Here is a 20362-nt window from a genome sequence, read left to right as displayed (position 1 = left end):
ACGATCGGTAAACGCCAGCAGGGCTTTCCTGCTGGCGCGCACTCGTGACCGCACAACATCTATTTAATCCAGCGCCCCACGCTCTGCCCGCAGTACGAGTTCATCCACGACACGCCGAACCTTCGGTAGCAGGTGACGTGTTTGGGGCCATACCGCATGGATCTCCACGTCACCTGGATTGTATTTTTCAAGAACCTGAACGAGCCGCCCCGCCTCAAGATGATCTCGAACTAAGGAGCTTGGCATCTGGCAAATGCCTTGCCCAGCCACCGTCATGGAAACGATGGCATCACCATCTCCAACTTCATGAGTTCCGGGTGGAGTGATGCGTGTGAGTTCTCCGTCCCCATCCAGAACGCTCCAACTCGTCCGCTGCCCACGTCGGTAGTTGACGATGCAACTGTGGTTCTGCAGCTCCTCCAGAGATTCAGGGCAGCCGTGCTTAGCCAGATATTTGGGCGAGGCACATATAATCTGCTTCTGCACGGTCAGTCGACGAGCTACAAGGCCGCTAGAATCCTTCAATGTTCCAAAGCGGATACTGAGATCGATCCCCTCTTCGATCAGGTCAATGACGGCATCGGCGAAGGTCACCGTCAATTTGAGGTCAGGATTCGCATCCAGGATTTCCAGCAGCACCGGCAGCACAACGCTCCGGCCATAGGCGGCAGGCAGGTCAACCCTCAGACGTCCACTGGGCGTTTGTTGGTGGCTGGTCAATGATGCCTCTGCGGCGAGGATTTCATCTACCGCAGCCGAGCAGCTTGCGAAGTAGGCCTCCCCATCTACGGTCAGGCCCGAGCTTCGTGTTGTTCGATGAAAGAGTTTGCATCCGAGCCTTTCTTCGAGCTTCGCGATGCTTTTCCCCACCGCTGACTTAGTAATGCCAAGCCGATCAGCAGCCACTGTAAAGCTTCCAGCCCGTGCGGCCGTCACGAAGATCAGCACACCACTTAAGGCCTGTTCAACCTGTGCCATTGTCCACCTTTTCTCCACTATGAAAGGAGTATAGTGAGGTTTATCGCAACAACGCTCTACCTTAGTCTGTTCTCAAGTTGATTCCAACCCTAATGAGGACAGAGAAATGAATACTCAAAACATTGAGCTGCTTGCTGCGTATTGGACTATTGCAGGTGACATCTATCCGATGGGCCCGACCGAGGTCAGCCCGTACTCGTTCGAGGATCGGATGGAAGCTGCCGGCAACGCGGGCTTTAAAGGCATCGGCCTGGTTCACAACGGCATGATGGATACCGTCGACAAGATTGGATATCCCGCCATGAAAGCCATTCTCGAAAAGAACGGTATCAAGCATGTCGAGCTGGAATTCCTGGTGGACTGGTATCACACCGGCGAACGTCGTCGTCAGTCGGACAAGGTTCGCCAGGAACTGCTCGAAGCAGCCAAAGCCTTGGGCGCTCGCTCCATCAAGATCGGCCCTGGCATCGGTGAGGACACTGCGGACATCGACCTGATGGTCAAAGAGTTCACCCTGCTCAGCCAACAGGCTGCAGAAGTCGGTGCCAACGTCGTTCTGGAAATCATGCCTTTCAGCAACGTGCGCACCATTGAAACCGCTTTGGCCATCGTGGAAGGTGCCAACCAGCCAAACGGCGGCCTGCTGCTCGACATCTGGCACCTGCAGCGTGGTGGAATCGACTTCAACGATATCTCCAAGATTCCGGCTCGCTTCATCAAGTCGATCGAGCTCAACGATGCACACAAGTACGCCATTGAGCCACTGTGGATGGACACCATCCACAAACGCGTCCTGCCGGGCGACGGCACCTTCGACGTCCCAGCATTCATCAAGGCTGTTCAGGCTGCTGGCTATGAAGGCCCGTGGGGCCTAGAAGTGTTGTCCGACACCCACCGCAAGCTCCCTCTGGAGCAGATGGCCAATCGCGCCTACGAAATGACCATCAGCCAATTCGGCAAGTAACTCACTCGCCGCACCTGCTTTCAGCTCTCCACACGGAGCTGAAAGCCTTCCCCCTTTTCTAAATCGGAGCCGGGACACTGTGAGCACTGAAAAAACAATCGAAGTCATCCGCACCCTTTTTGCAAAAATCTCGTCCGGACAGAGTCCGGAAGCCATTGCGGAGTGCTTTAGCCAAGATGTGGACTGGAGCATTCCTGGAGCCTCTGACATCGCACCTTGGGTTGGCGAGCGCAAAGGCCGCGCTGCAGTGGCTGCGTTCTATCGCGACTTTGGAACCTGCCTGCAACCCAAAGAATTCAACATCAAGTCGCTAATGGCCGATTATGAACGTGGTGTCGCACTGGGTTCACTGCAGTGCCAAGTAATTCGTACTGGCAAAACCATCACCAGCGAGTTCGCGATCGAATTTGAAGTCATCAACGAGCTGATCACGCGCTACCGCTTCTTCGAAGACTCCTACGGCGTTGCAGTGGCTGCCCAATGAGTTTTGGCGTCGACCTGAGTCACCACACTGGATTCGAGCGCGCCTTTCAGCAAGGGCGCCTCAAACGCTTGTTGCTGAGTATTGCCCCGGCAAATTCAAGCCTCTGCTTCAGGGTATGAATTTCGACCTGGCAGCGAACCCGAATGAGATGCCCCAGAAGATTCACTCAGGCTATCGGATGGGCCGAAATGCGCTGATTCAGTTCCTAGAAGAGGATGAGCGTATCGGCGTTTCGCATATGGCGTTAAACCTCAAATATGGCTCAAGACCGGCAGATGAGGTCATGGAAGAGCTCGCCGAATTTGTCCTTCCACATTTCCCTAGCCACTAGGCTTCAAGCCTACGAGTACTGATTGATGTCCGTGTCACGCCCTCTGTGGCTTTACATTTTATTGTTGGGTGCCATCACAGCGCTCCCACCACTCTCAATCGATATGGGATTGCCGGCCATTGCCGACATCAGTCACGCGCTTGGTGTCTCTCTAGCGTTCGCCTCTCAAACCCTGAGCGTGTTTATCTTCGGATTCGTGCTGGGGCCATTGTTGTTTGGGCCACTGTCCGACCGGATCGGTCGACGCCCTATCCTTCTTGCCGGCTTAGTGGTGTTCACCATCGCAGGCATTGCCTGCACCTTTGCCCAGGACATCAACCTGTTGCTCAGTGCGCGCTTCCTACAAGGATGCGCAGCCGGAGCTGCCGCAACACTACCCATCGCCATTGTCCGAGACCAATTTGAGGGTGTTCAAGCGCGCAAGCTGCAAAGCCATCTGGCACTGGTCAACAACCTTGCGCCGCTGATAGCACCACTACTCGGCTCAGCGATTCTGGTGGTGGGTAACTGGCGGTGGATCTATGCCGCGCTGGCGGTATGTGGTGTGATTCTCTGGCTCCGTGCCCAAACGAGTTTTGATGAAACCGCTACGCGCAAAAGCTCCAATGCCGCCGCTTCACTCCTCACTTCCTACCTGAGCGTTCTGAAGAGCAGGAGGTTCTTGGTTTCGACCTTGATCATGGCTTTCAACTTCGCAGGTATGTTCGCCTATATCGCAGCCTCGCCCTTGGTGTTCATGAACAACCTGGGCATGACCAGCGCTGGCTTTGCTGTGCTATTTGCTCTGACAGCCATGGGCACAATCGCAGGCTCTTGGGTCAATGGGAGGTTGATACACGCAGGCTTTGCAGAGCACCGGGTGCTTGGCGGGGCCTTGCTCGCCAGCTTGCTGATCAGCCTGGGATTGGTGGTCGAGTCCCAACTGGCCATTTACCCGATTTACATCCTTACTGCGCTGGTTGTCATGAGCAACTTGTGTACCGGCATTGTCATGCCAAACGCCACTCACTCGGCGCTTGAGGATCTATCTATAACTGCCGGGGCGGGTGCAGCTCTACTACGTGCCACTCAAATGCTTGGCGGGGCCTGTGCAAGCCTGCTGGCCGGCGCGTTCTATGACGGCCAAACATCTCATGCCATGGCGGGTGTGATGCTCGCGTGTGCGGTGTTGGGTGCCCTGACTTTCTTGATCGGCCACCGCTCAGTCAAGCCACACCCAGTCGGAGAACAAGCCGGCTGACTCTTTCTTCATCTCCACTTATAAGGACTTCAAGATGCAACCACTGCGATTTGTCGTACTCCTCGGTAGCCTGAGGAAAGCCTCGTTTAATGCCACACTGGCACGTTCGTTACCGTCCCTGGCGCCTGAAGGCGTTTCGATTGAGTTTCTGGAATCTGTGGGTGACATCCCACATTACGATGCGGATGTTCAAGCCGAAGGTTTTCCGGAGTCAGTAGTGAAGATGGGCAAGGCCATCAAACAGGCCGATGCCGTCATCATCGTTTCTCCCGAATACAACTATTCAGTGCCTGGCGTACTGAAGAATGCCTTGGACTGGATCTCGCGTCTCCCCGACACTCCATTTGCCGGGAAGCCCGTTGCGATTCAAACAGGATCACCTGGCCTGATCGGCGGGGCCCGCGCGCAGTATCACCTGCGGCAGATCCTAGTGTTTTTTGATGCACTCGTGCTCAACAAACCTGAGGTGATGGTGGGCCAGATCCCCAGCAAGGTCGACCAGGAAAAAGACGAGATCAGCGACGCCGCGACCCGTGACTTCGTTGCTAATCAGCTGGCTGCCCTGAGCAAAATGGCTGCGCTGCACAAGGCATGAGGCCTGCCAAAGGTGTGGCGACTAAGTCGTCACACCTTCTTTCTGAATTATAGAAAGCATTGTGGAGCAACACCGACATGAGTAAACCCAGAGCCACTTTCCATTTGGGTAAAGTAGCCAGGGTTTACTCATCATGTAGCGCTTTACTCAACTCTGAAACGAGTTGCATGGCGTTTATAAACATTCGTTCAACTGAAACACTGGGTACCATGTTTGTTAGGAGCGTGAACCCATGACTGCACTGTCTATCCTTGACCTCATCCCCATCAACGTCGGCAGCACCCTGGCTCAAACCTATGAGAACTCAGTAAAGCTTGCTCAGCATGCCGAGGCATGCGGATACCGGCGGTACTGGCTCGCCGAACACCACAACATGCCAGGCATCGGTTCCTCGGCAACCACACTGCTAATGAGCCATCTCGCCGCAAACACCAACTCAATCCGTATCGGTTCTGGGGGAATCATGCTGCCGAATCATTCGCCGCTCACAGTGGCTGAACAGTTCGGTACCTTGGAAACACTTTATCCTGGTCGCATCGACCTCGGGCTCGGCAGGGCGCCAGGCGCAGATGGCGTGACCATGCGAGCCTTGCGGCGATCCACTGAAACCAGCGCTGACCAATTCCCACGTGACGTCGTCGAGATTCTCGACTACTTCGAAGACAACGGTCGCCAGCCTGTGCGCGCGGTCCCTGGTGCCGGGCAAGACATTCCTGTCTGGATTCTTGGTTCCAGTACCTATGGGGCAAGCCTAGCCGCACACCTGGGATTGCCCTATGCCTTCGCCTCCCACTTTGCTCCGAGGTTGATCAAGGAAGCTCTGCAAGTTTATCGCTCGCAATTCCAGCCATCCCACTACCTGGACAAGCCCTACGTGATGGCCGGGATCAACGTCTTTGCTGCCGAAACGCGCGCTGAAGCGGAATTCATCGCCAGCTCCCATCGGAAGTGGGTCGCAGGCGTCCACACGGGGGACATCACCCTCTTGCCGGCGCCTGTTGAAGACTATATGCAGGGCATTGCGCCGAGTCTTCGAGCAAGTCTTGACCGTGAACTCGCCTTCACAGCAATCGGTACGCAGGAGGACGTGCGCTCGACGATGATGGAATTCATCGAATTCACAGGTGCTGATGAACTCATGGTCGACGCCCGAATATTCGACCCAGCAGCGCGGCGTAAATCCTATGAGATTGCTGCTCAAGCGCTCGCTGATCAGCTCGCTTAAGGGACGAGTCGAGTGGCTTCGCAACCGTTTCCCCCATCCAGAAACTCGTCATGTACAAGGTACGAGCGGCGGGCGCGCCGCCCCTAGCATCTGCGGTAAACATCGGCCTGTTCAACCTCGGGAACGCGATCGGTGCTAGGGTGGGCGGCATTGTGATCGCTGCCGGCCTGGGTCTGGCTGCACCTAACTGGGCAAGCGCCCTGCTCTCACTGATTGCGCTCTTGCTAGCCTTGGCATCAGGCGCGCTGGATGGTAAGCACAGTAGCTCCGCTTCGCTGTAAACCGTTTAAGAGCTTGATGTTTGCTTGCTATCTATATCGGCATCCTGCTAAAAAATAGCAGCGCTAATAGCCTCGTTTTTCAAGCACCTCATTAGAAGTGGCTCAATCATCGAGGATGCCGCTCATCGTAGTGCCTGATCGATTTTCTTCCCTCTTATGCATTGAGGCTCCGGCATCCGGCTCCCTCATTTGATGCGTCTCAGTATTGCCAAAGCATCCTGACAACGTGAATACAATTGTCCAAGAGAAGACTGAGACACTGATTTTTAACATCTCACTGCTCCCGTTGATTCTCCTTGCCGTTGGCCCTGAGTGGAGACACTCTCAATCGTCTCTGCGCCTATTATGCAGATATTTTTTCCGACTGAAGTTCGGCTACAGCAAGGCTTAAGGTTGCCCTTACATCAAGGAGTTGAATAGCAGTTTAGAGACGGACGATTAACCCACTGCGCAAGTAGAGCAAAAGGATATTCATAGTAAACCTACAATCCATTATCACCGCATTAGTTTATGAGACTCTATGCACCCTCGAACTAAAGGTCCAACCATGAATAAAACTCCTCAGTCTTACACCAGCCCTGCGAAGTTTTTCCATTGGTCTATGGGCATCATTTGGATTGCGGTCTGGTTGATTGGATTTCTTGCGGTGTATTTCCGCGACACCCTAAATCCGGCGCACGGGCTGACTTACTGGCACAAAGCTTTCGCCAGTGCTCTGCTGTTGCTCCTAGTCTTGAGGGTGGCTTGGCGAGTCGCGCATCGACCACCTCCCATGCCAGATCAGATGTCCGCTCTAATGCAGCGTGCAGCGCAGGCTGGACACCTATTGCTCTATGTACTGGCCCTTACTGCATTGCCGATTTCAGGGTGGGTGTGGAGCTCAATCGCCGATAAGCCAATCATGGTGCTCGGGATTTTCCAGCTCCCGCCACTTACAGAACCACAGCCAGATGCCTACGATCTTGCCAAATGGATACACGTCACTTTCGCATGGAGCTCAGTGGCTTTGGTTCTTGGCCACATTGCTATGGCGCTCAAGCATCACTGGGTCGATAAAGACCATGTACTCTCCTGCATGCTACCAAAAGCCAAGTAGGGAAATGATCCGAACTGTTGGGCATGCCCATCCACTTTGCCTTTCCCAGGCAGAGCAGCCGGTCGGTCACCGTAGTTGCAGTGGATGGTGAAAGATCGATGACAGTAGTTGCCCGCTCACGAGTTTGCCCATAGAAAACGAACGGAACCCCAAGATGCTCGACCTCGCCTACTACGGATTATGTTGCCTAACGTAGTCCAATTATTAGAGAGCATCCGTCTGATTCAGAACGGTAATAGGGTTACTCTTAGACATCATTATTTCCAAAACAGCTGCCAACATGAATACCACTGCCCGAAAACGTTGCCCACACAGCAGACGTAACGGACACCTAGATACTTTCCTGATCAATGCAGCTAAGCGATTGTACACTGCGGCATGGATATAAAGACACTTAACCTAACGAAGTGATACGCTACCAGCTGCAGTTAGGAAATTATTATATTCCTTCACAGATGAAAATATGAATTTCATTTCGTGCATGTTTTTCCTAAAAAAAATGTGCTCCCATAACGCGCACCGGTTAATTTTCCGAAGCACCAGTTGGATTCCGTCCCCGCCGGTGCGCTGATGATAGTCAGTGGAATTAGATTTTTACGATCACGGGCTGCACCTCTAGTTCAATGCACGCCGGTATTCTCGCCCTGACAGTTCGCTTACGCGACGGACATGGGGCGATATCCCGGGCGTCTTCGCTGATCCATGCGGTGAGCCAGCAAGTACTGCCGTGCCGGGCAAACGTACCACCTCCTTGGACTGGTTGGACCGGGAACAATGCAAAGCGGGGGCACGTTGGTCCATATAACTGAAAATGGAATGCCGCTCACCGACTTGACTAGATCGCTAAAATAAAGAGCTAGTTTTCGACACAAACCTGGTGAGAGATCTATCCATTGGAATGGAGGTCCATCAGGATTATGTTCGGCCATTTTTTCAATCCCCACGCCAAAACTTTCTATCGCCCTATAGAGGCAGCAATACGTTGGTGCAATCTGACTGCCTACGAAGCAAGAATTCTTGAAGTGGCTTGGCGCGCGCCCAACAGTCTAAAATCAGCTTTTCCGCAATGGCCATGTTTACACGCTAATACAGAGGTGATTTTTGATGCTATCCAATATGAAGAACTGCCCTACGGCTGCTTGGGCATACCAGTAGTCGCGGGAACCCCAGTCGATCACCTCCATTTAACAATACGTCATACTGACCTAAGACGCTGGATGGCACACTTTCATCCAAATCAGAAACCAGCTTTTCTTTTCGAGCCATCAGACCAACTTGAAGCGATTAGTATCGGTACCTATTTGGCCTTACAGGCGGATCGAGACGCCTTACAGCTCCAGGTGCGGAATCTAAAAGCAGATTACCAAAAACTGCTTAGTGAGCTTGAGGCAGTGGGACTTGAAAAGGAAAAAATTGACCACCTGATCAAGACAAGTACTAAGGTGAGCGACCGGAGCGAAACCGTATACCTCAACATAATTGGCGCAATGGTCAGTCTATTTCTAGCTAACTCCCCAGCGGGAAAACCTCACTCGGTTTTTCGCACCCAGGCAGCGATCGTTGACGCCTTGACGGCTAATTTTACGGATCTTCCTGGCCTTTCCAAGCGTACCTTGGATGAAAAGTTCGCGGCTGCCAAGCGCAGTATTTCCAACCAATGAGTTAAATTGCGCTGCAATCTACTCACTTGCAGCGCAATGACGCCCTCCTCTTTCTGTAATTGAATCACGTCACTTCCCATCAAAAGCCAACTAGCGCTAGGAGTGACCACCATGTCGTCTCAATTCCCAGTTTCTCCTGAAAATAATCCACCACTGCTTGAGCGTCACATCATGCGCCGTGACGAGGTGGAGCGGAGAACTGGCTTCAAACGTGCTCACATCTATAACCTAATGAAGGAAGGGCAATTTCCTAAAGCGAAACGTATTGGCATGCGTGCCGTCGGTTGGGACTCGCTGGAGATCGAGCAGTGGATAACTGAGCGTTTGGCGCAGCAGGCCTGATGAGATGCGTGTGGTATCAGTGGTGTCCACCAAAGGTGGAGTAGGCAAAACCACAGTGGCAGCCAATCTCGGCGGTCTGCTGGCGGATGCGGGCTTACGCGTCCTGCTGCTCGATCTGGATAGCCAACCGACCCTCTCCAGCTATTACGCCTTGAATCACGAGGCTATTGCCGGTGCGTACGAACTCATCGCGCTCAACCAGACAGATCCTGCGCAAATAATTTCCACGACCGTGGTCGTCGGTCTCGACCTGATCCTCTCCAACGACGATCAAGGCCGACTGACCACTTTGCTGCTGCACGCCCCTGACGGGCGATTACGGCTGCGGAATGTGCTCGACCATTTCCGCCCCCGTTACGACCTGTTGTTGATCGACACCCAAGGCGCACGTAGCGTACTGCTGGAAACGGCTATCCTGGCCTCCGATCTTGCCCTTTCTCCCATTACACCGGAAATGCTCGCCGCCCGTGAACTGCGCCGTGGCACCTTGAAACTGCTCAACGAACTTGAGCCGTTCCGCCACCTGGGCATGCCACTACCCTCCTTGCGACTGCTACTGAACCAGGTGAACGCCATTAGGATTGACACGCGGATGATCATCAGCGGTCTGCGCGAGACCTTCGCTGGGGCTACCAACATCTCGGTGCTAGACACCGTAGTTCCAAACGCAGTGGCGTATCTCAATGCTGCCTCCCTCGGTCTGCCAGTCCACCGGATCGAAACGCGCCGGTCCCAAAAACGACGCTCGCCATCGGCACTGGAAACCATGCAAGCACTGGCCATCGAATTGTTCCCGGAATGGCACACAGCAATCTCTACTTTGACCAAGTGCACGGAGGCTCGATGAAATGAATCGCCAAGGCATAGTTCTCAATACGAAATTTTGTCTGATCGACGTTGAGGCCAACTGTGTTTGGCAAGGAGTATTTTGATGTTGGACCAGCTTCCTATCATTGTTCAACCATCCATCCACCCCTGCTGCCCACCTAGCGAGGAGTACTGCACAGTGGTCTTTCGTCTACAAGACGGGCGCTCAGCCATGGGCTGGTTCCTCGCGGAACTGTCTCGTTATTTCGAAGGCTCTTGCACTGCCGAAATCGTCAAGTTCGAGGTTGGTGACCATTTGCGCACCCGGCGTTAACTGAGGTTGCTCCAATGAAGAAGCTCACTCAGGAGGAAATCACAGAAAAACTGCACCAGGACCACTTCCCTCGCGGTCCAGAACTGGGGCGGTTGTCCGATCCACTCACTGATACGCCTATGCTGGTCACGCTCGAGCAGTTGCGGCCCTACGAACACAACCCGCGGTTCATCCGTAACCCACTTTATGACGATATCAAGGCATCAATCCGTGAACGCGGGCTGGATCAACCGCCGCCGATTACTCGCCGCCCGGGAGAAGCCTATTTCATCATCCGAAACGGCGGCAATACGCGCTTGGCGATTCTCGGCGAGCTGTGGCAGGAAACCCGCGACGAGAGTTTCTTCCGCATCAATTGCCTGTTCCGCCCCTGGACTGATGAAATCAGTGCCCTACTCGGCCATCTTGCCGAAAGCGATCTGCACGGCCAGCTCACCTTCATCGAACGTGCTCTGGCAGTGACCAAACTCAAGACCATGCTCGAATTAGATGGAGCAACACTCTCGCAACGTGAGCTGGCACGACGTCTTGCCGCTGGAGGCTATCCGATTTCTCAGTCGCACATCAGCCGGATGCTCGACACCCTCGAACACCTACTGCCCGCCATTCCACAAACCCTGTACGCCGGATTAGGGAAACCAAAAATTGAACGCCTGATTGGTCTGCGTAGCCAGGCGGAACGAACCTGGAATCGTTATCTAACCGACACCATCGCTTTTCCCGAGCTTTGGCTCGACACCCTAGGGCAATTCGATGCCGACCCAGAGTCTTTCGACCTTGAGCAAATCCAGGATGAACTGCTCGAACGCATGAGTCGCTTACTCGGACAGTCCTACCGCATGTTGGCCCTGGAGCTGGGCGATACCCAACGGGTTATCCAGACGCCCGGCGTAGTCGTCACGCCCCCGCAGAACAACCTTCTGCCGAGCGTTGATGAGCCCGCGGCCGAGCCTCCTCCATCCGAGCCGCAACCCAAATCAGCTGAAAACTGGACGCAGACCGAAACAGAGCGAGAGGAACAGCTCACGCTGCCCGTAACGAATGTCGTATCAGCAGTCAGCCCTCCGTCACGTGTCCAGCAGATCCGCGGGCAGATTGATCGCGCCACTGCCTCCGAACCAACAAAAACCGTCGTAACCTGTCCGATCGACGACATCTGGATCATCGCACCAACACTGGATACCCCCGAACAACTGCGCTTGGCCATTGCCGGCCTGGCTCGGGAAATGGCGGCCTATGCCGGACGCCCCGAGAGCATCATCGACCAGAAGCACGGCCTGGGCTTCGCCCTCAGCATCGAGCAACTTGATCTTGCAGCGCCTCGTGCGGCCGGCGTTCACCTATTGCTCTTGGCCCTGCTGCGTGCCCAAGACGAAGTGAACTGGGAGGATCGCAAGCAATTGCCCTCAGCCCTGTTCGGGCAACTGCTATTGGGAGTCTATCAACTCCCGCTGGCCGATCGTCCCGCCGTGGACGTAGGACTGGAGCGATTGCCCGACAGCTTGTTAATTAAACTGTATCGCCTGATCCGTCTGGCCCGTCGTCTGATTGACCTAACGCTTACTCATGAAGACGATTCAACGAAGGAGTTGCCATGAACCTGTCCTTCAATGTGCTCAACCAGGCCATGTTGACTCAGGTCCTTCACGAGTTGCGCCTGGGTAATCTGCAACGCTGCAAAGCACTCGGACTGGGTGAAGAGGACATCTACCTGCTGCAATCATTACCGCCGACCACATTGTCACGCCTGGCCCATGCCACCGTCCCCTGGGTTGAGGTCAAGATTGATTCGCCGGTGTTGCATCGGTTGATCGACCAGGCCGAACGCGACGAACATAACGAGCGCTTAATCAACCGAGCGCTAAAGCTCGGTGCTAGCAGTACCATCATGTATCAGTGCTTCGGCTTGGCGCATTCGGAAACCGCCCTGCGCCGACGTCTGCTCAAGATAGAAACCCGTAAGGGCCGCCCACAGAATTTGAGTGAAGCGCAGGAACATGCGCTCTGGCAGCGTTGGTGCCAACTACGCGATCAGGACGGTGCTGAAAATCAACTCGACGCCATGATGATGTTGGCGGAGGAGCAACAGATCAGCTTGACCATCGTTTGGCAGCAGATCGACCATTACAGTAACAGGACATGAACACTGTCCCGTCCGGTCGCTGGCAACGTGTCCTGCAGCAATGCACCCAACAACTAAGTGAACGTTGGCCCGCACGCCCCACCACTGAACCTCCTTCCAACCAGGCCCTGCAGGCGGGCTTTTTGTTCAGTGGTCAATCTCACGAAGTCGTGCCGCGTCGGCTGCTGCTGGATAGTCGGCTGACGCCATTGGAACGGAATGCCTGGCAAGTATTTCGACTCATGCTGCAAGGTCAGGGCGTGGTCACGCCGCGCTATGAAGATCTGCAGCCTTACTTGTCGAGCGTGCCCTACGGTGCGTCAGCCTCCCGTGAAACCATCGCTCGCGTCTTGACGATGCTCAGGCTGACTCGCTGGCTCAGTTTAGTAACTCGTGGCCGCGATCAGCTCAGCGGGCGCCTACAAGGTTCTCTGTACGTCCTGCACGATGAACCGTTAACCCCCGCCGAAGCCATGGAGCTGGATCAGGATTACCTGGAGCTCGCAGGACACGCCCTCGATCATGCAACCAAGGCGGTGCGAATTGTCGCTCAGCATGTTTTGGAAGAAATCCGCCAAGACACCGATATCGATCTGGGTCGACTCCCCACCCGGCTCGACAGTTGGAATGAACATTGGACACAACAAGGATTGGATCAGGCTACCGATGAAGCGTTACACGATTCCGAACTGGGTGGCGACCACCCCGTTCGGAATCGTGCGGGACCTCGTTCGGATTCCGAACCGGGTCTGAACGCCCATGTTTCTGGCACCGTTCGGAGTCCGAATGCCGCCTGTACTGTATTAAAAGAAAGTATACGTACTGTACCGCGCGCGACCCCAGCAGTGGATAACCTGCACTGGCCTGATCCGCTGCACCTAAGTCCGAGCGAGCGGCAGGCCGTCACCATGACGCTGAACAAGCTTAAACCAACAGATCGGCAGGCGGTGCTCAACGAAGCGGGCGCACGCTGTGCGGCAGGACGCGTCCGCAAACCCGCGGCGTATCTGATGGGCCTGATCCAGCGGGCGCTGAAAGGCGATTTCCACCCTTGGGCAAGTCAGGCTGAATCGTTACCCATTGCAGAACCGCCACCCGCTCCCCCGCGCCAACTTAGGAAAAAGGGCGAACCCGCCTCTGCCCTCGCCCAAGCGTGCCTGGATGAACTGCGCCAGCTACGTGGCAAACGCCCTGGACGTCAGTAGATTTGATGCCACTGGCATCATTGTCGAGCGTCTCTAAATCAACCATTTCGAACCAAACCGAACAGACCGCATTCAGCTTTTCGGCTGTCCTTGACCATCATCTGTCGCAACGTTTCCGTCCAAGCCTATGCGAGGACAACACCGTGGCCGATCACTATCAGCTCAACCTGGGTTCATTGCGCAGCAGCATCACCCTGACCCTGCACACGCACCACGCCGCCCGGATCTGGCAAGGCCGGACCGCACGCGAAGGCGTCCACTCGATTATGGGTATGGCCGGCTACATCAGCGTCACTAACCTGATCAAACAAACCGCAGCGCAGGACGATCCTTATGCCGACTGGGCGATCGTGCAGCTCGAAGAAAAATTGATGCAGGCCAAGGCTGGGATGCTGGAACTGACCCAGCAGTTGGACCGGATCAGACAGGACCTGCCGACGCAGATCGACATGAGCGACAACCTCAATATCCACCCCGTCACTTTACCCTTGTACATCGGCAGTCAACTGGGGTTTCTCGCCGTCTACCTGCTGACTGACTACGACACGCTGGTGCGGCATACCCTATTGGCCCATCACACCGCCTTGATCGGTCGCCGAGACATGGAAGCCTGGATCGACGACGGCGCCCATCTGCTGCGCAGCCTGTTCGGCCAGGCGCAGCGTTATCGACTTGCAGGTGTCACGCGCGATGATATGGCCGCAAACAATGCCCGCGCCCTGGCGGCCATGGAAAAATTTGGGTTGCCCCCAATGGACATCCTTGAGGGGCATCGTCGTTCCCAGTTCGCGCCACCCATCATTCGTCGTGGTGCTGTGGCAGTGGATGGCGCTGACGCGTTGGCAGAGGACGCGGTGGAGCCGTTTGGGACAGTGGATGAGCCGGAGGACGAAGTATGAAGCCCCTGATCCCGACTCAACCAATACCCTTCGAAACACTGACACCAGATGCCTTTCGCCAACTCGAACACGCAGCCTCCCTAAAAGGCCTTTTAAAACCTTTTAAGGGTAAGGGGGAGTTGGAACTCCTGGCGCAGATGGCGAGGGAAATCGAGGCGCAGTTATGCTACCTGATGGAGGCTGTGGCGCAGCAGGCCGGACAGCCCCCTTACTCACTGCTGGATATTCGACTGGTGCTGCAAAACACCAGTGCGGGCAGCACCTTTTTGCGTTGGCGCACCCGTGATTTTGCTCGCATGGGTGTTGCAGTCTGGGAACGCCAGATATCCAACCAAGCACTGCCGCAGATCGTACGAGAAGGATTGCACCGTTTCGAATGCGAGCGCATTGCACTGAATCTGCAAATGAGCGTGGTTCATTCGCTCTACCGCCAGGCTTCAACCTGCGCGATCAAAATGGCCAGCGCAGAACGGCTGCTGCGCCAGTTCACACCAGCAGTGGAGATATAACAATGAGTACCTTTTTCGTCGGCGAAGGCAACATCGGCAGTGCGCCAGAGTTCCAGGAGTTCCCATCAGGTAATGACGAGCCACGGCGTTTGCTGCGCCTGAATGTGTACTTCGACAACCCCGTGCCACGCGAGGGTAGCTATGAAGATCGAGGCGGCTATTGGGCGCCAGTTGAGCTCTGGCACCGCGAGGCTGAACACTGGAGTACGCTGTACCAGAAAGGTATGCGTGTGTTGGTCGAAGGCCGGACCGTGCGCGATGAGTGGGAGGACAGTGAAGACAATGCGCGGGTCACCTTCAAGATCGAGGCGCGTCGTGTCGGCATCCTGCCTCATCGCGTGCAGAACGTGGTCATGCGGGAGCGCTCAAGTGAATCAGCCTCGTCTGCGGCTCCCGTCGGGCAGGCTACAGACCAGGCCAGCTCGCCTGCGTCGAAGTCCAAAAAGCGCAGAGGGCAGCCACCATCGGCATGACTAACTTGAGGCATAAAAATTGCGCCTTTGCGCGAAGTTCCTGGCCTGTCATTACTCGCTGCTTGTGAAGCACTGTCGTCCACGTGACTACAAGGTAGTAGCCTCACCCCCAATCAAGACTGCCCTCACCGACTAATATGAGGAACCTGCCATTCAGGTTTCTCATAGTTTGCCACTGCTGTTTCCAACAACGCTGCTCCGAACTCAACCCGGAGCAGTTCTATGCGTCTCTTTCTCTGCGAGAAACCCTCCCAAGGTCGTGACATCGCCAAGGTTCTCGGAGCCAGCCGACGTGGTGATGGTTGCTTGATCGGACGCGAGACAACCGTCACCTGGTGTATCGGTCACCTGCTGGAAACGGCCCCACCTGAAGCCTATGGCGATCAGTACAAAACCTGGTCGCTGGATCATCTACCGATCATTCCCGCGCAGTGGAGGGTTGAGGTCAAACCCAAGACTGTCGCGCAGTTCAAAATCATCAAACACCTGCTCAGCGAAGCTACCACCGTCGTCATCGCCACCGACGCCGATCGCGAAGGTGAAATGATTGCCCGCGAGTTACTAGAGATCTGCAACTATCGTGGTTCTGTTGAGCGCCTCTGGTTATCCGCACTCAACGAGGCGTCGATTCGCAAAGCACTGTCCTCGCTGAAGTCTAGTCAGGAGACCTTCCCGCTCTATCACTCAGCCCTCGCCCGCAGCCGCGCCGATTGGCTGATTGGTATGAATCTCAGTCGTTTGTTTACCCTCCTAGGACGGCGGGCGGGCTATGACGGCGTGCTGTCGGTTGGACGCGTCCAAACGCCCACTTTGCGCTTGGTGGTTGAACGAGACCGCGCGATTGCCAGCTTCGTCTCTGTGCCGTATTGGGTGGTGGATGTGCACCTGTCTTCAATGGGGCAACCCTTCATCGCATCGTGGATACCGCCAAACTCAGGACGTGACGAAGCCGGTCGCTGCCTGCAGCAAGCGCTTGCCAGTCAAACCCTCCAAGCGCTTTCTAGCAGCAAGACCGCCACCGTAGTCTCGCTGCAGACTGAGCATTTGCGCGAAGCGCCACCCCTGCCCTTCGACCTGAGCACACTGCAAGAAGTCTGTTCACGCAAGCTGGGACTTGGCGCGCAGGAAACCCTGAATAATGCCCAAGCCCTGTATGAAACCCACAAAGCCACCAGCTATCCGCGCAGCGATTGCCGTTATTTGCCAGAGAGCATGTTCAACGAGGTAGCCGCGGTATTCGATGCCCTGCTCAGAATGGATCCCGCGTTACGCCCAGCGCTCGGAGGCGTCGATCAATCATTGCGCTCACGAGCATGGAACGATGCCAAGATCACCGCGCACCACGCCATCATCCCCACCACCGAGCCGGCGAACCTTGGGCGGATGTCTGAACAAGAGCGCCAAGTCTACGAACTGATTCGTAGCCACTACCTCGCGCAATTCCTGCCGCATCACGAGTTTGATCGAACCGAGGTCGAACTGGAGTGCGGCGCCGAGCGTTTGACTGCTGTTGGCAAACAGATCCTCGTCCAAGGCTGGAAAGGCTTACTCTCCGACAACCCCGACGACGATGAGCCTAGTCAAAAGTCCCAGGTGTTGCCCGCCCTACAACAGGGTAGGCAGTGCGCAGTGGACGACGTTGAACTCAAATCCATGCGCACCGCTGCGCCCAAACCGCTCACCGAGGGTGATCTGATCAAGGCCATGAAAAACGTGGCCAAGCTGGTCAACGACCCACGCCTGAAACAGAAACTTCGGGACACCACCGGTATCGGCACCGAAGCCACGCGAGCCGGCATTATCAAGGGGTTGATTGATCGCGGTTACTTGTTGAAGAAAAAACGTGCATTAACGGCCTCCGCAGCGGCCCATACCCTGATCGAAGCGGTACCCGCAGCAGTCGCGGATCCGGGTATGACAGCGATCTGGGAGCAAGCTCTGGATGAAATCGAAGCGGGACGTCTGACCTTGGATACATTCGTTGCCAAGCAGGCGCACTGGATTACGCAGCTGATTTCAAACTGCGGAGCACTCACCTTGTCGGTGCCGGTCGAAGCCGGGCCTGTCTGCCCCCTTTGCAACGCATCAATGCTTAGGCGGAAGGGAAAATCAGGACCGTTCTGGTCATGTTCCCAATACCCGGACTGCAAAGGCACTGTGCCGATCAGCAAAGGTACGCGTCGTCCATGAGGCGCCATTGGTGTTCAAATGAATCTTGGGGGTGATATGCGGGTCAGTGCATCATCAACGGCGGCTGCTCCTTCTCCAAGTCGCTTAGCGGTTGTCCGATTTCACGGGCCAAGGCGATGCCTGTCGCTATCCATATCTGCCCCAGTTCGTTGAACGCTTTCAGGTGAGCAGGATCTTCGTTAAGCCAATGAACAAGGCTGTCGCGGTGTTCAGGGTTATCAGGGCAGTCATGGATCTTGATGAACAGCTCCAGTGTTCGATCCCAGATCAGGTCCATGTCGTTTTCTCGCTGCTCATCCATGCTCAACCTTGCCTCCATTTGGTCCTATCAGACCGCTCAGTTTCACTGGTCACTACGGGCTCTGATTCCTGGAGGAACACATGTCACGTCGCGACAAACAGGTATTTCAGTCAATATAACAACCCTACAAGTCGATACTCAACCTCTAAGGATGTTCATGTCAACGGGTCTTTGCTCAACCATTCGGGTTGAATTGGAGAACTCATCACTTGGCACCTAAACATCCGACCCAAGCCCAAATCGGGCGCATGATCGCGAAACACCGCACTCAGCGTAATCTGACCCAGGAAGAGGTGGCTGAACGCCTGGGGATCGGCAGCGAAGCCATTTCGCGCCTTGAGCGGGGTGTCGTGGAGCTTTCCGTGGTCAAGCTGATGCAACTGGCGGACATCTTCGACTGCCGGATGGATGAACTGCTGACGGAGTCGAGCAATCGCCCCAACGACCAGGGCCAGATGATCGCGGGCCTGCTGAGCGGCCTTCAAGAAAGTGACCGTGCCTTTATCCTGACGACCGTCGAACGGCTGGCCGCTCATCTCAGTAGCAAATAACCTCTTTGCCCATTGGCTTGACGTCGTCCCACCCGCTCTGCTGTAGTGCCTCAGGATCATCGCTTACGGCGACCCAAGACCGATTCGCTCCGGGTAGCTCGGTCGGACTCCCTGAGTTCGGAGCCTTCTCTTCTGAGGAATTTCATCCCGCTTTGTGCTCGACCTGATCGTGGTAGCGGATGACCACTGTTGCCTCTGCCAGGCATCAGCGGTCATCCGCTACGGCGATCGCATTCAGTCCCGGAGCCCGCCGGGGAAACACTGGGCACCCTTTGTGCGCGGATGCGTGCCAGCATGTTCCGACCCAAGCCACGACAAGGGTCGGTTGGCGAATCACGGCGTAGTTAAAACAAGTTTTGCGAGGAGCTTGCCGACTGCGTCAGACCGCCTAAGGTGGCTTCTCTGTTCCTCGCCTGGCACCCCGCTAGGCCTACTCTTCACTTTCTTCCGTCCAGTGATTGCCACTGAATTCCGGCCTAAAAAATCGGCTTACGGCGTCTTGACGCTCCCCTGTGACAGGCTTATACAAAGGGCGTGGTTCGCTGTCGTTGACAGCCCAGCCCAGGTAGCTTGAACCTTCAAGGCTACGCCACGCTCGTGGTGGTTACCCAAGTGCGATCAGCGTTCGGAGGCTCGCACGATTACCGCTTCAGCGGTGATGAATGCCCACTACCCTAGGTCCGCAGATCTGCTGCGGATTTCTCCTCTGCTGCCCCCTATTCTCCAGGCGCATCGATCTGATGGTCATCGGCGTGCCGGTGACAAGTCGTTCATCGTTCGCCTTCAACTAACCCACCCTGACGGGGGCTCACTTCCCCGTCAGGGGCTGTGCGTCGCCGTTTTCCCTTGAAACAGGAGAACCACCATGGCCCACGCCAACCAATCCCAAGAAGCGACCACTTACTTCAACCTACACACCGTCGGTATCGGCTACCTCAACCGTGTCCGTGAAGTACAAGTCCGCCGCGGCCAGCCGTTCGTGGCCTGCGATATCGCGGCTCTGCATGGTGCCACTGATGCAGTGGAATACACCCGTTTCGACTGCAAAGTCGCAGGGGGCGAAGCTGAACGTTTGATTCGCCTCTATATGGACGCCGTCAAAGCCGATAAAAAGGTATTGCTGTCGTTCCGTATCGGCGACCTGTGGATTGACCCATTTCTCTATGAGAAAGGCGATAAACAAGGCCAACCGGGCGCCAGCCTGAAAGGTCGTCTGCTGTACATCGACTGGATCAAGGTCAACGGCACGTTCGAGTACAAAGCGCCTGCCAGGCAGGAAGCAACAGCACCTGCTGAGCAAACGCCAAACAGTGAGCCATCCCCAAAGTCGACTGATGCCGATGCCGAGGATACCGCCCCCCCAGCAAAGTCCAGGATTGAACCTGAATCTGCACCCACTTCCCGCACGGCTCGCCGTGTTGCCACACGTACTGTTCAGTCCGCCTGAACGATCCACGACGTTTACATCAAGGCGCTCAATCGAGCGCCTTTTTTCAATCAGCACAGGAGAACCAATATGGAATCCTTCTGGCTTTGCGACGATTGCCTGTTCGCTGCGGCTTACGAGGACTGCAGCACGTTATCGCTCTATTACACGACAGATGAGGTCGAGGAACGCATCGCCGGTCTCCATCGTGGGCTGGTTCGGCTAATGCCCATCAGTGCCGACTTCGATCCCGAAACTGGCCGTGGAATAAGAACCTTCTCCCCATTGCCCTGCGACGGTTGTGATTCACACCTGCACGGACAACGCCACCGATTCACTCGGCTGTAA

At 55.5% G+C, this 20362-nt stretch carries 23 protein-coding genes; 21 read left to right on the top strand and 2 right to left on the bottom strand.

The window, feature by feature from the left end; translation table 11 throughout:
* Positions 1-63 precede the first annotated feature (63 nt).
* Complete coding sequence (locus TK06_RS04970) at positions 64-978, bottom strand: LysR family transcriptional regulator (RefSeq protein ID WP_063321090.1); 915 nt, start codon at positions 976-978, stop codon at positions 64-66.
* Between the two features lie 106 nt (positions 979-1084).
* On the opposite strand from TK06_RS04970, the gene TK06_RS04965 reads away from it, so the two are divergent.
* The 18 genes from TK06_RS04965 to TK06_RS04875 all read left to right on the top strand — a co-directional run bounded on the left by TK06_RS04965 (position 1085) and on the right by TK06_RS04875 (position 17736).
* Positions 1085-1942 carry a sugar phosphate isomerase/epimerase family protein gene (locus tag TK06_RS04965; protein ID WP_063321089.1) on the top strand — a complete coding sequence of 286 codons (858 nt, stop codon included), beginning with the start codon at positions 1085-1087 and terminating at the stop codon, positions 1940-1942.
* A 79-nt stretch (positions 1943-2021) separates the two neighbouring features.
* Complete coding sequence (locus TK06_RS04960; protein ID WP_063321088.1) at positions 2022-2426, top strand: nuclear transport factor 2 family protein; 405 nt, start codon at positions 2022-2024, stop codon at positions 2424-2426.
* A gap of 115 nt (positions 2427-2541) precedes the next feature.
* Positions 2542-2757, top strand: coding sequence for a hypothetical protein (locus TK06_RS04955; protein WP_153044822.1), 216 nt, complete (start codon positions 2542-2544; stop codon positions 2755-2757).
* A gap of 25 nt (positions 2758-2782) precedes the next feature.
* Entirely contained in the window at positions 2783-3997 is a 1215-nt protein-coding gene (locus TK06_RS04950) for a multidrug effflux MFS transporter (protein WP_063321086.1), read from the top strand.
* A 34-nt stretch (positions 3998-4031) separates the two neighbouring features.
* Positions 4032-4592: an NADPH-dependent FMN reductase gene (locus TK06_RS04945; protein WP_063321085.1), complete on the top strand. Its 561-nt coding sequence runs from the start codon at positions 4032-4034 to the stop codon at positions 4590-4592.
* A 232-nt stretch (positions 4593-4824) separates the two neighbouring features.
* Positions 4825-5817: an LLM class flavin-dependent oxidoreductase gene (locus TK06_RS04940; RefSeq protein WP_063321084.1), complete on the top strand. Its 993-nt coding sequence runs from the start codon at positions 4825-4827 to the stop codon at positions 5815-5817.
* Positions 5818-6645: 828 nt separating this feature from the next.
* The gene (locus TK06_RS04930) at positions 6646-7194 is read left to right on the top strand and encodes a cytochrome b (protein ID WP_063321082.1); all 549 of its coding nucleotides are present in this window, start codon (positions 6646-6648) and stop codon (positions 7192-7194) included.
* A gap of 917 nt (positions 7195-8111) precedes the next feature.
* Positions 8112-8855 carry a hypothetical protein gene (locus TK06_RS04925; protein ID WP_063321081.1) on the top strand — a complete coding sequence of 248 codons (744 nt, stop codon included), beginning with the start codon at positions 8112-8114 and terminating at the stop codon, positions 8853-8855.
* 111 nt (positions 8856-8966) lie between these two features.
* On the top strand, positions 8967-9197 hold the full coding sequence (locus tag TK06_RS04920) for an AlpA family transcriptional regulator (protein WP_063321080.1): 231 nt from the start codon (positions 8967-8969) through the stop codon (positions 9195-9197).
* Between the two features lie 4 nt (positions 9198-9201).
* Positions 9202-10044, top strand: a complete 843-nt coding sequence (locus tag TK06_RS04915; RefSeq protein ID WP_063321079.1) for a ParA family protein — start codon at positions 9202-9204, stop codon at positions 10042-10044.
* A gap of 84 nt (positions 10045-10128) precedes the next feature.
* Entirely contained in the window at positions 10129-10338 is a 210-nt protein-coding gene (locus TK06_RS33260) for a hypothetical protein (protein ID WP_063321078.1), read from the top strand.
* 14 nt (positions 10339-10352) lie between these two features.
* On the top strand, positions 10353-11936 hold the full coding sequence (locus TK06_RS04905; protein ID WP_063321077.1) for a ParB family protein: 1584 nt from the start codon (positions 10353-10355) through the stop codon (positions 11934-11936).
* Positions 11933-12481 (top strand): DUF2857 domain-containing protein, encoded by a 549-nt coding sequence (locus TK06_RS04900; protein ID WP_063321076.1) that lies wholly within the window; start codon positions 11933-11935, stop codon positions 12479-12481. Before TK06_RS04905 ends, TK06_RS04900 begins: the two co-directional genes overlap by 4 nt.
* Positions 12478-13665: an STY4528 family pathogenicity island replication protein gene (locus tag TK06_RS30605; RefSeq protein WP_086936572.1), complete on the top strand. Its 1188-nt coding sequence runs from the start codon at positions 12478-12480 to the stop codon at positions 13663-13665. Before TK06_RS04900 ends, TK06_RS30605 begins: the two co-directional genes overlap by 4 nt.
* A gap of 143 nt (positions 13666-13808) precedes the next feature.
* Entirely contained in the window at positions 13809-14564 is a 756-nt protein-coding gene (locus TK06_RS04890) for a PFL_4669 family integrating conjugative element protein (protein WP_063325064.1), read from the top strand.
* Entirely contained in the window at positions 14561-15073 is a 513-nt protein-coding gene (locus tag TK06_RS04885; RefSeq protein ID WP_063321074.1) for a DUF3158 family protein, read from the top strand. Before TK06_RS04890 ends, TK06_RS04885 begins: the two co-directional genes overlap by 4 nt.
* 2 nt (positions 15074-15075) lie before the next feature.
* Positions 15076-15546: a single-stranded DNA-binding protein gene (locus tag TK06_RS04880; RefSeq protein ID WP_063321073.1), complete on the top strand. Its 471-nt coding sequence runs from the start codon at positions 15076-15078 to the stop codon at positions 15544-15546.
* Positions 15547-15768: 222 nt separating this feature from the next.
* Positions 15769-17736, top strand: a complete 1968-nt coding sequence (locus tag TK06_RS04875; protein ID WP_063321072.1) for a DNA topoisomerase III — start codon at positions 15769-15771, stop codon at positions 17734-17736.
* A 43-nt stretch (positions 17737-17779) separates the two neighbouring features.
* Here the strand turns inward: TK06_RS04875 and TK06_RS04870 are convergent, their stop codons facing one another.
* On the bottom strand, positions 17780-18037 hold the full coding sequence (locus TK06_RS04870) for a hypothetical protein (RefSeq protein WP_063321071.1): 258 nt from the start codon (positions 18035-18037) through the stop codon (positions 17780-17782).
* A gap of 209 nt (positions 18038-18246) precedes the next feature.
* Here TK06_RS04870 and TK06_RS04865 point away from each other — a divergent pair, with 209 nt between their 5' ends.
* The 3 genes from TK06_RS04865 (at position 18247) to TK06_RS32910 (ending at position 20362) form a co-directional block, all read left to right on the top strand.
* The gene (locus TK06_RS04865; RefSeq protein WP_063321070.1) at positions 18247-18588 is read left to right on the top strand and encodes a helix-turn-helix domain-containing protein; all 342 of its coding nucleotides are present in this window, start codon (positions 18247-18249) and stop codon (positions 18586-18588) included.
* Between the two features lie 865 nt (positions 18589-19453).
* Positions 19454-20035, top strand: coding sequence for an STY4534 family ICE replication protein (locus tag TK06_RS04860; RefSeq protein ID WP_063321069.1), 582 nt, complete (start codon positions 19454-19456; stop codon positions 20033-20035).
* A 69-nt stretch (positions 20036-20104) separates the two neighbouring features.
* A complete protein-coding gene (locus tag TK06_RS32910) occupies positions 20105-20362 on the top strand; it encodes a hypothetical protein (RefSeq protein WP_063321068.1) in 258 nt (85 codons plus the stop codon).

The organism is Pseudomonas fluorescens (assembly GCF_001623525.1).
GTDB classification, from domain to species: Bacteria; Pseudomonadota; Gammaproteobacteria; order Pseudomonadales; family Pseudomonadaceae; genus Aquipseudomonas; species Aquipseudomonas fluorescens_Q.
The sequence above is the reverse complement of the archived record's forward strand: the minus strand, read 5'-3'. Positions and strand labels throughout refer to the sequence as shown.

Coding starts and splice junctions, on each gene's coding strand:
- TK06_RS04875 (WP_063321072.1), top strand. CDS start 15,769: ATGCGTCTCTTTCTCTGCGAGAAACCCTCCCAAGGTCGTGACATCGCC.
- TK06_RS30605 (WP_086936572.1), top strand. CDS start 12,478: ATGAACACTGTCCCGTCCGGTCGCTGGCAACGTGTCCTGCAGCAATGC.
- TK06_RS04905 (WP_063321077.1), top strand. CDS start 10,353: ATGAAGAAGCTCACTCAGGAGGAAATCACAGAAAAACTGCACCAGGAC.
- TK06_RS32910 (WP_063321068.1), top strand. CDS start 20,105: ATGGAATCCTTCTGGCTTTGCGACGATTGCCTGTTCGCTGCGGCTTAC.
- TK06_RS33260 (WP_063321078.1), top strand. CDS start 10,129: ATGTTGGACCAGCTTCCTATCATTGTTCAACCATCCATCCACCCCTGC.
- TK06_RS04885 (WP_063321074.1), top strand. CDS start 14,561: ATGAAGCCCCTGATCCCGACTCAACCAATACCCTTCGAAACACTGACA.
- TK06_RS04870 (WP_063321071.1), bottom strand. CDS start 18,037: ATGGATGAGCAGCGAGAAAACGACATGGACCTGATCTGGGATCGAACA.
- TK06_RS04920 (WP_063321080.1), top strand. CDS start 8,967: ATGTCGTCTCAATTCCCAGTTTCTCCTGAAAATAATCCACCACTGCTT.
- TK06_RS04955 (WP_153044822.1), top strand. CDS start 2,542: ATGAATTTCGACCTGGCAGCGAACCCGAATGAGATGCCCCAGAAGATT.
- TK06_RS04860 (WP_063321069.1), top strand. CDS start 19,454: ATGGCCCACGCCAACCAATCCCAAGAAGCGACCACTTACTTCAACCTA.
- TK06_RS04930 (WP_063321082.1), top strand. CDS start 6,646: ATGAATAAAACTCCTCAGTCTTACACCAGCCCTGCGAAGTTTTTCCAT.
- TK06_RS04940 (WP_063321084.1), top strand. CDS start 4,825: ATGACTGCACTGTCTATCCTTGACCTCATCCCCATCAACGTCGGCAGC.
- TK06_RS04970 (WP_063321090.1), bottom strand. CDS start 978: ATGGCACAGGTTGAACAGGCCTTAAGTGGTGTGCTGATCTTCGTGACG.
- TK06_RS04945 (WP_063321085.1), top strand. CDS start 4,032: ATGCAACCACTGCGATTTGTCGTACTCCTCGGTAGCCTGAGGAAAGCC.
- TK06_RS04900 (WP_063321076.1), top strand. CDS start 11,933: ATGAACCTGTCCTTCAATGTGCTCAACCAGGCCATGTTGACTCAGGTC.
- TK06_RS04880 (WP_063321073.1), top strand. CDS start 15,076: ATGAGTACCTTTTTCGTCGGCGAAGGCAACATCGGCAGTGCGCCAGAG.
- TK06_RS04915 (WP_063321079.1), top strand. CDS start 9,202: ATGCGTGTGGTATCAGTGGTGTCCACCAAAGGTGGAGTAGGCAAAACC.
- TK06_RS04950 (WP_063321086.1), top strand. CDS start 2,783: ATGTCCGTGTCACGCCCTCTGTGGCTTTACATTTTATTGTTGGGTGCC.
- TK06_RS04925 (WP_063321081.1), top strand. CDS start 8,112: ATGTTCGGCCATTTTTTCAATCCCCACGCCAAAACTTTCTATCGCCCT.
- TK06_RS04965 (WP_063321089.1), top strand. CDS start 1,085: ATGAATACTCAAAACATTGAGCTGCTTGCTGCGTATTGGACTATTGCA.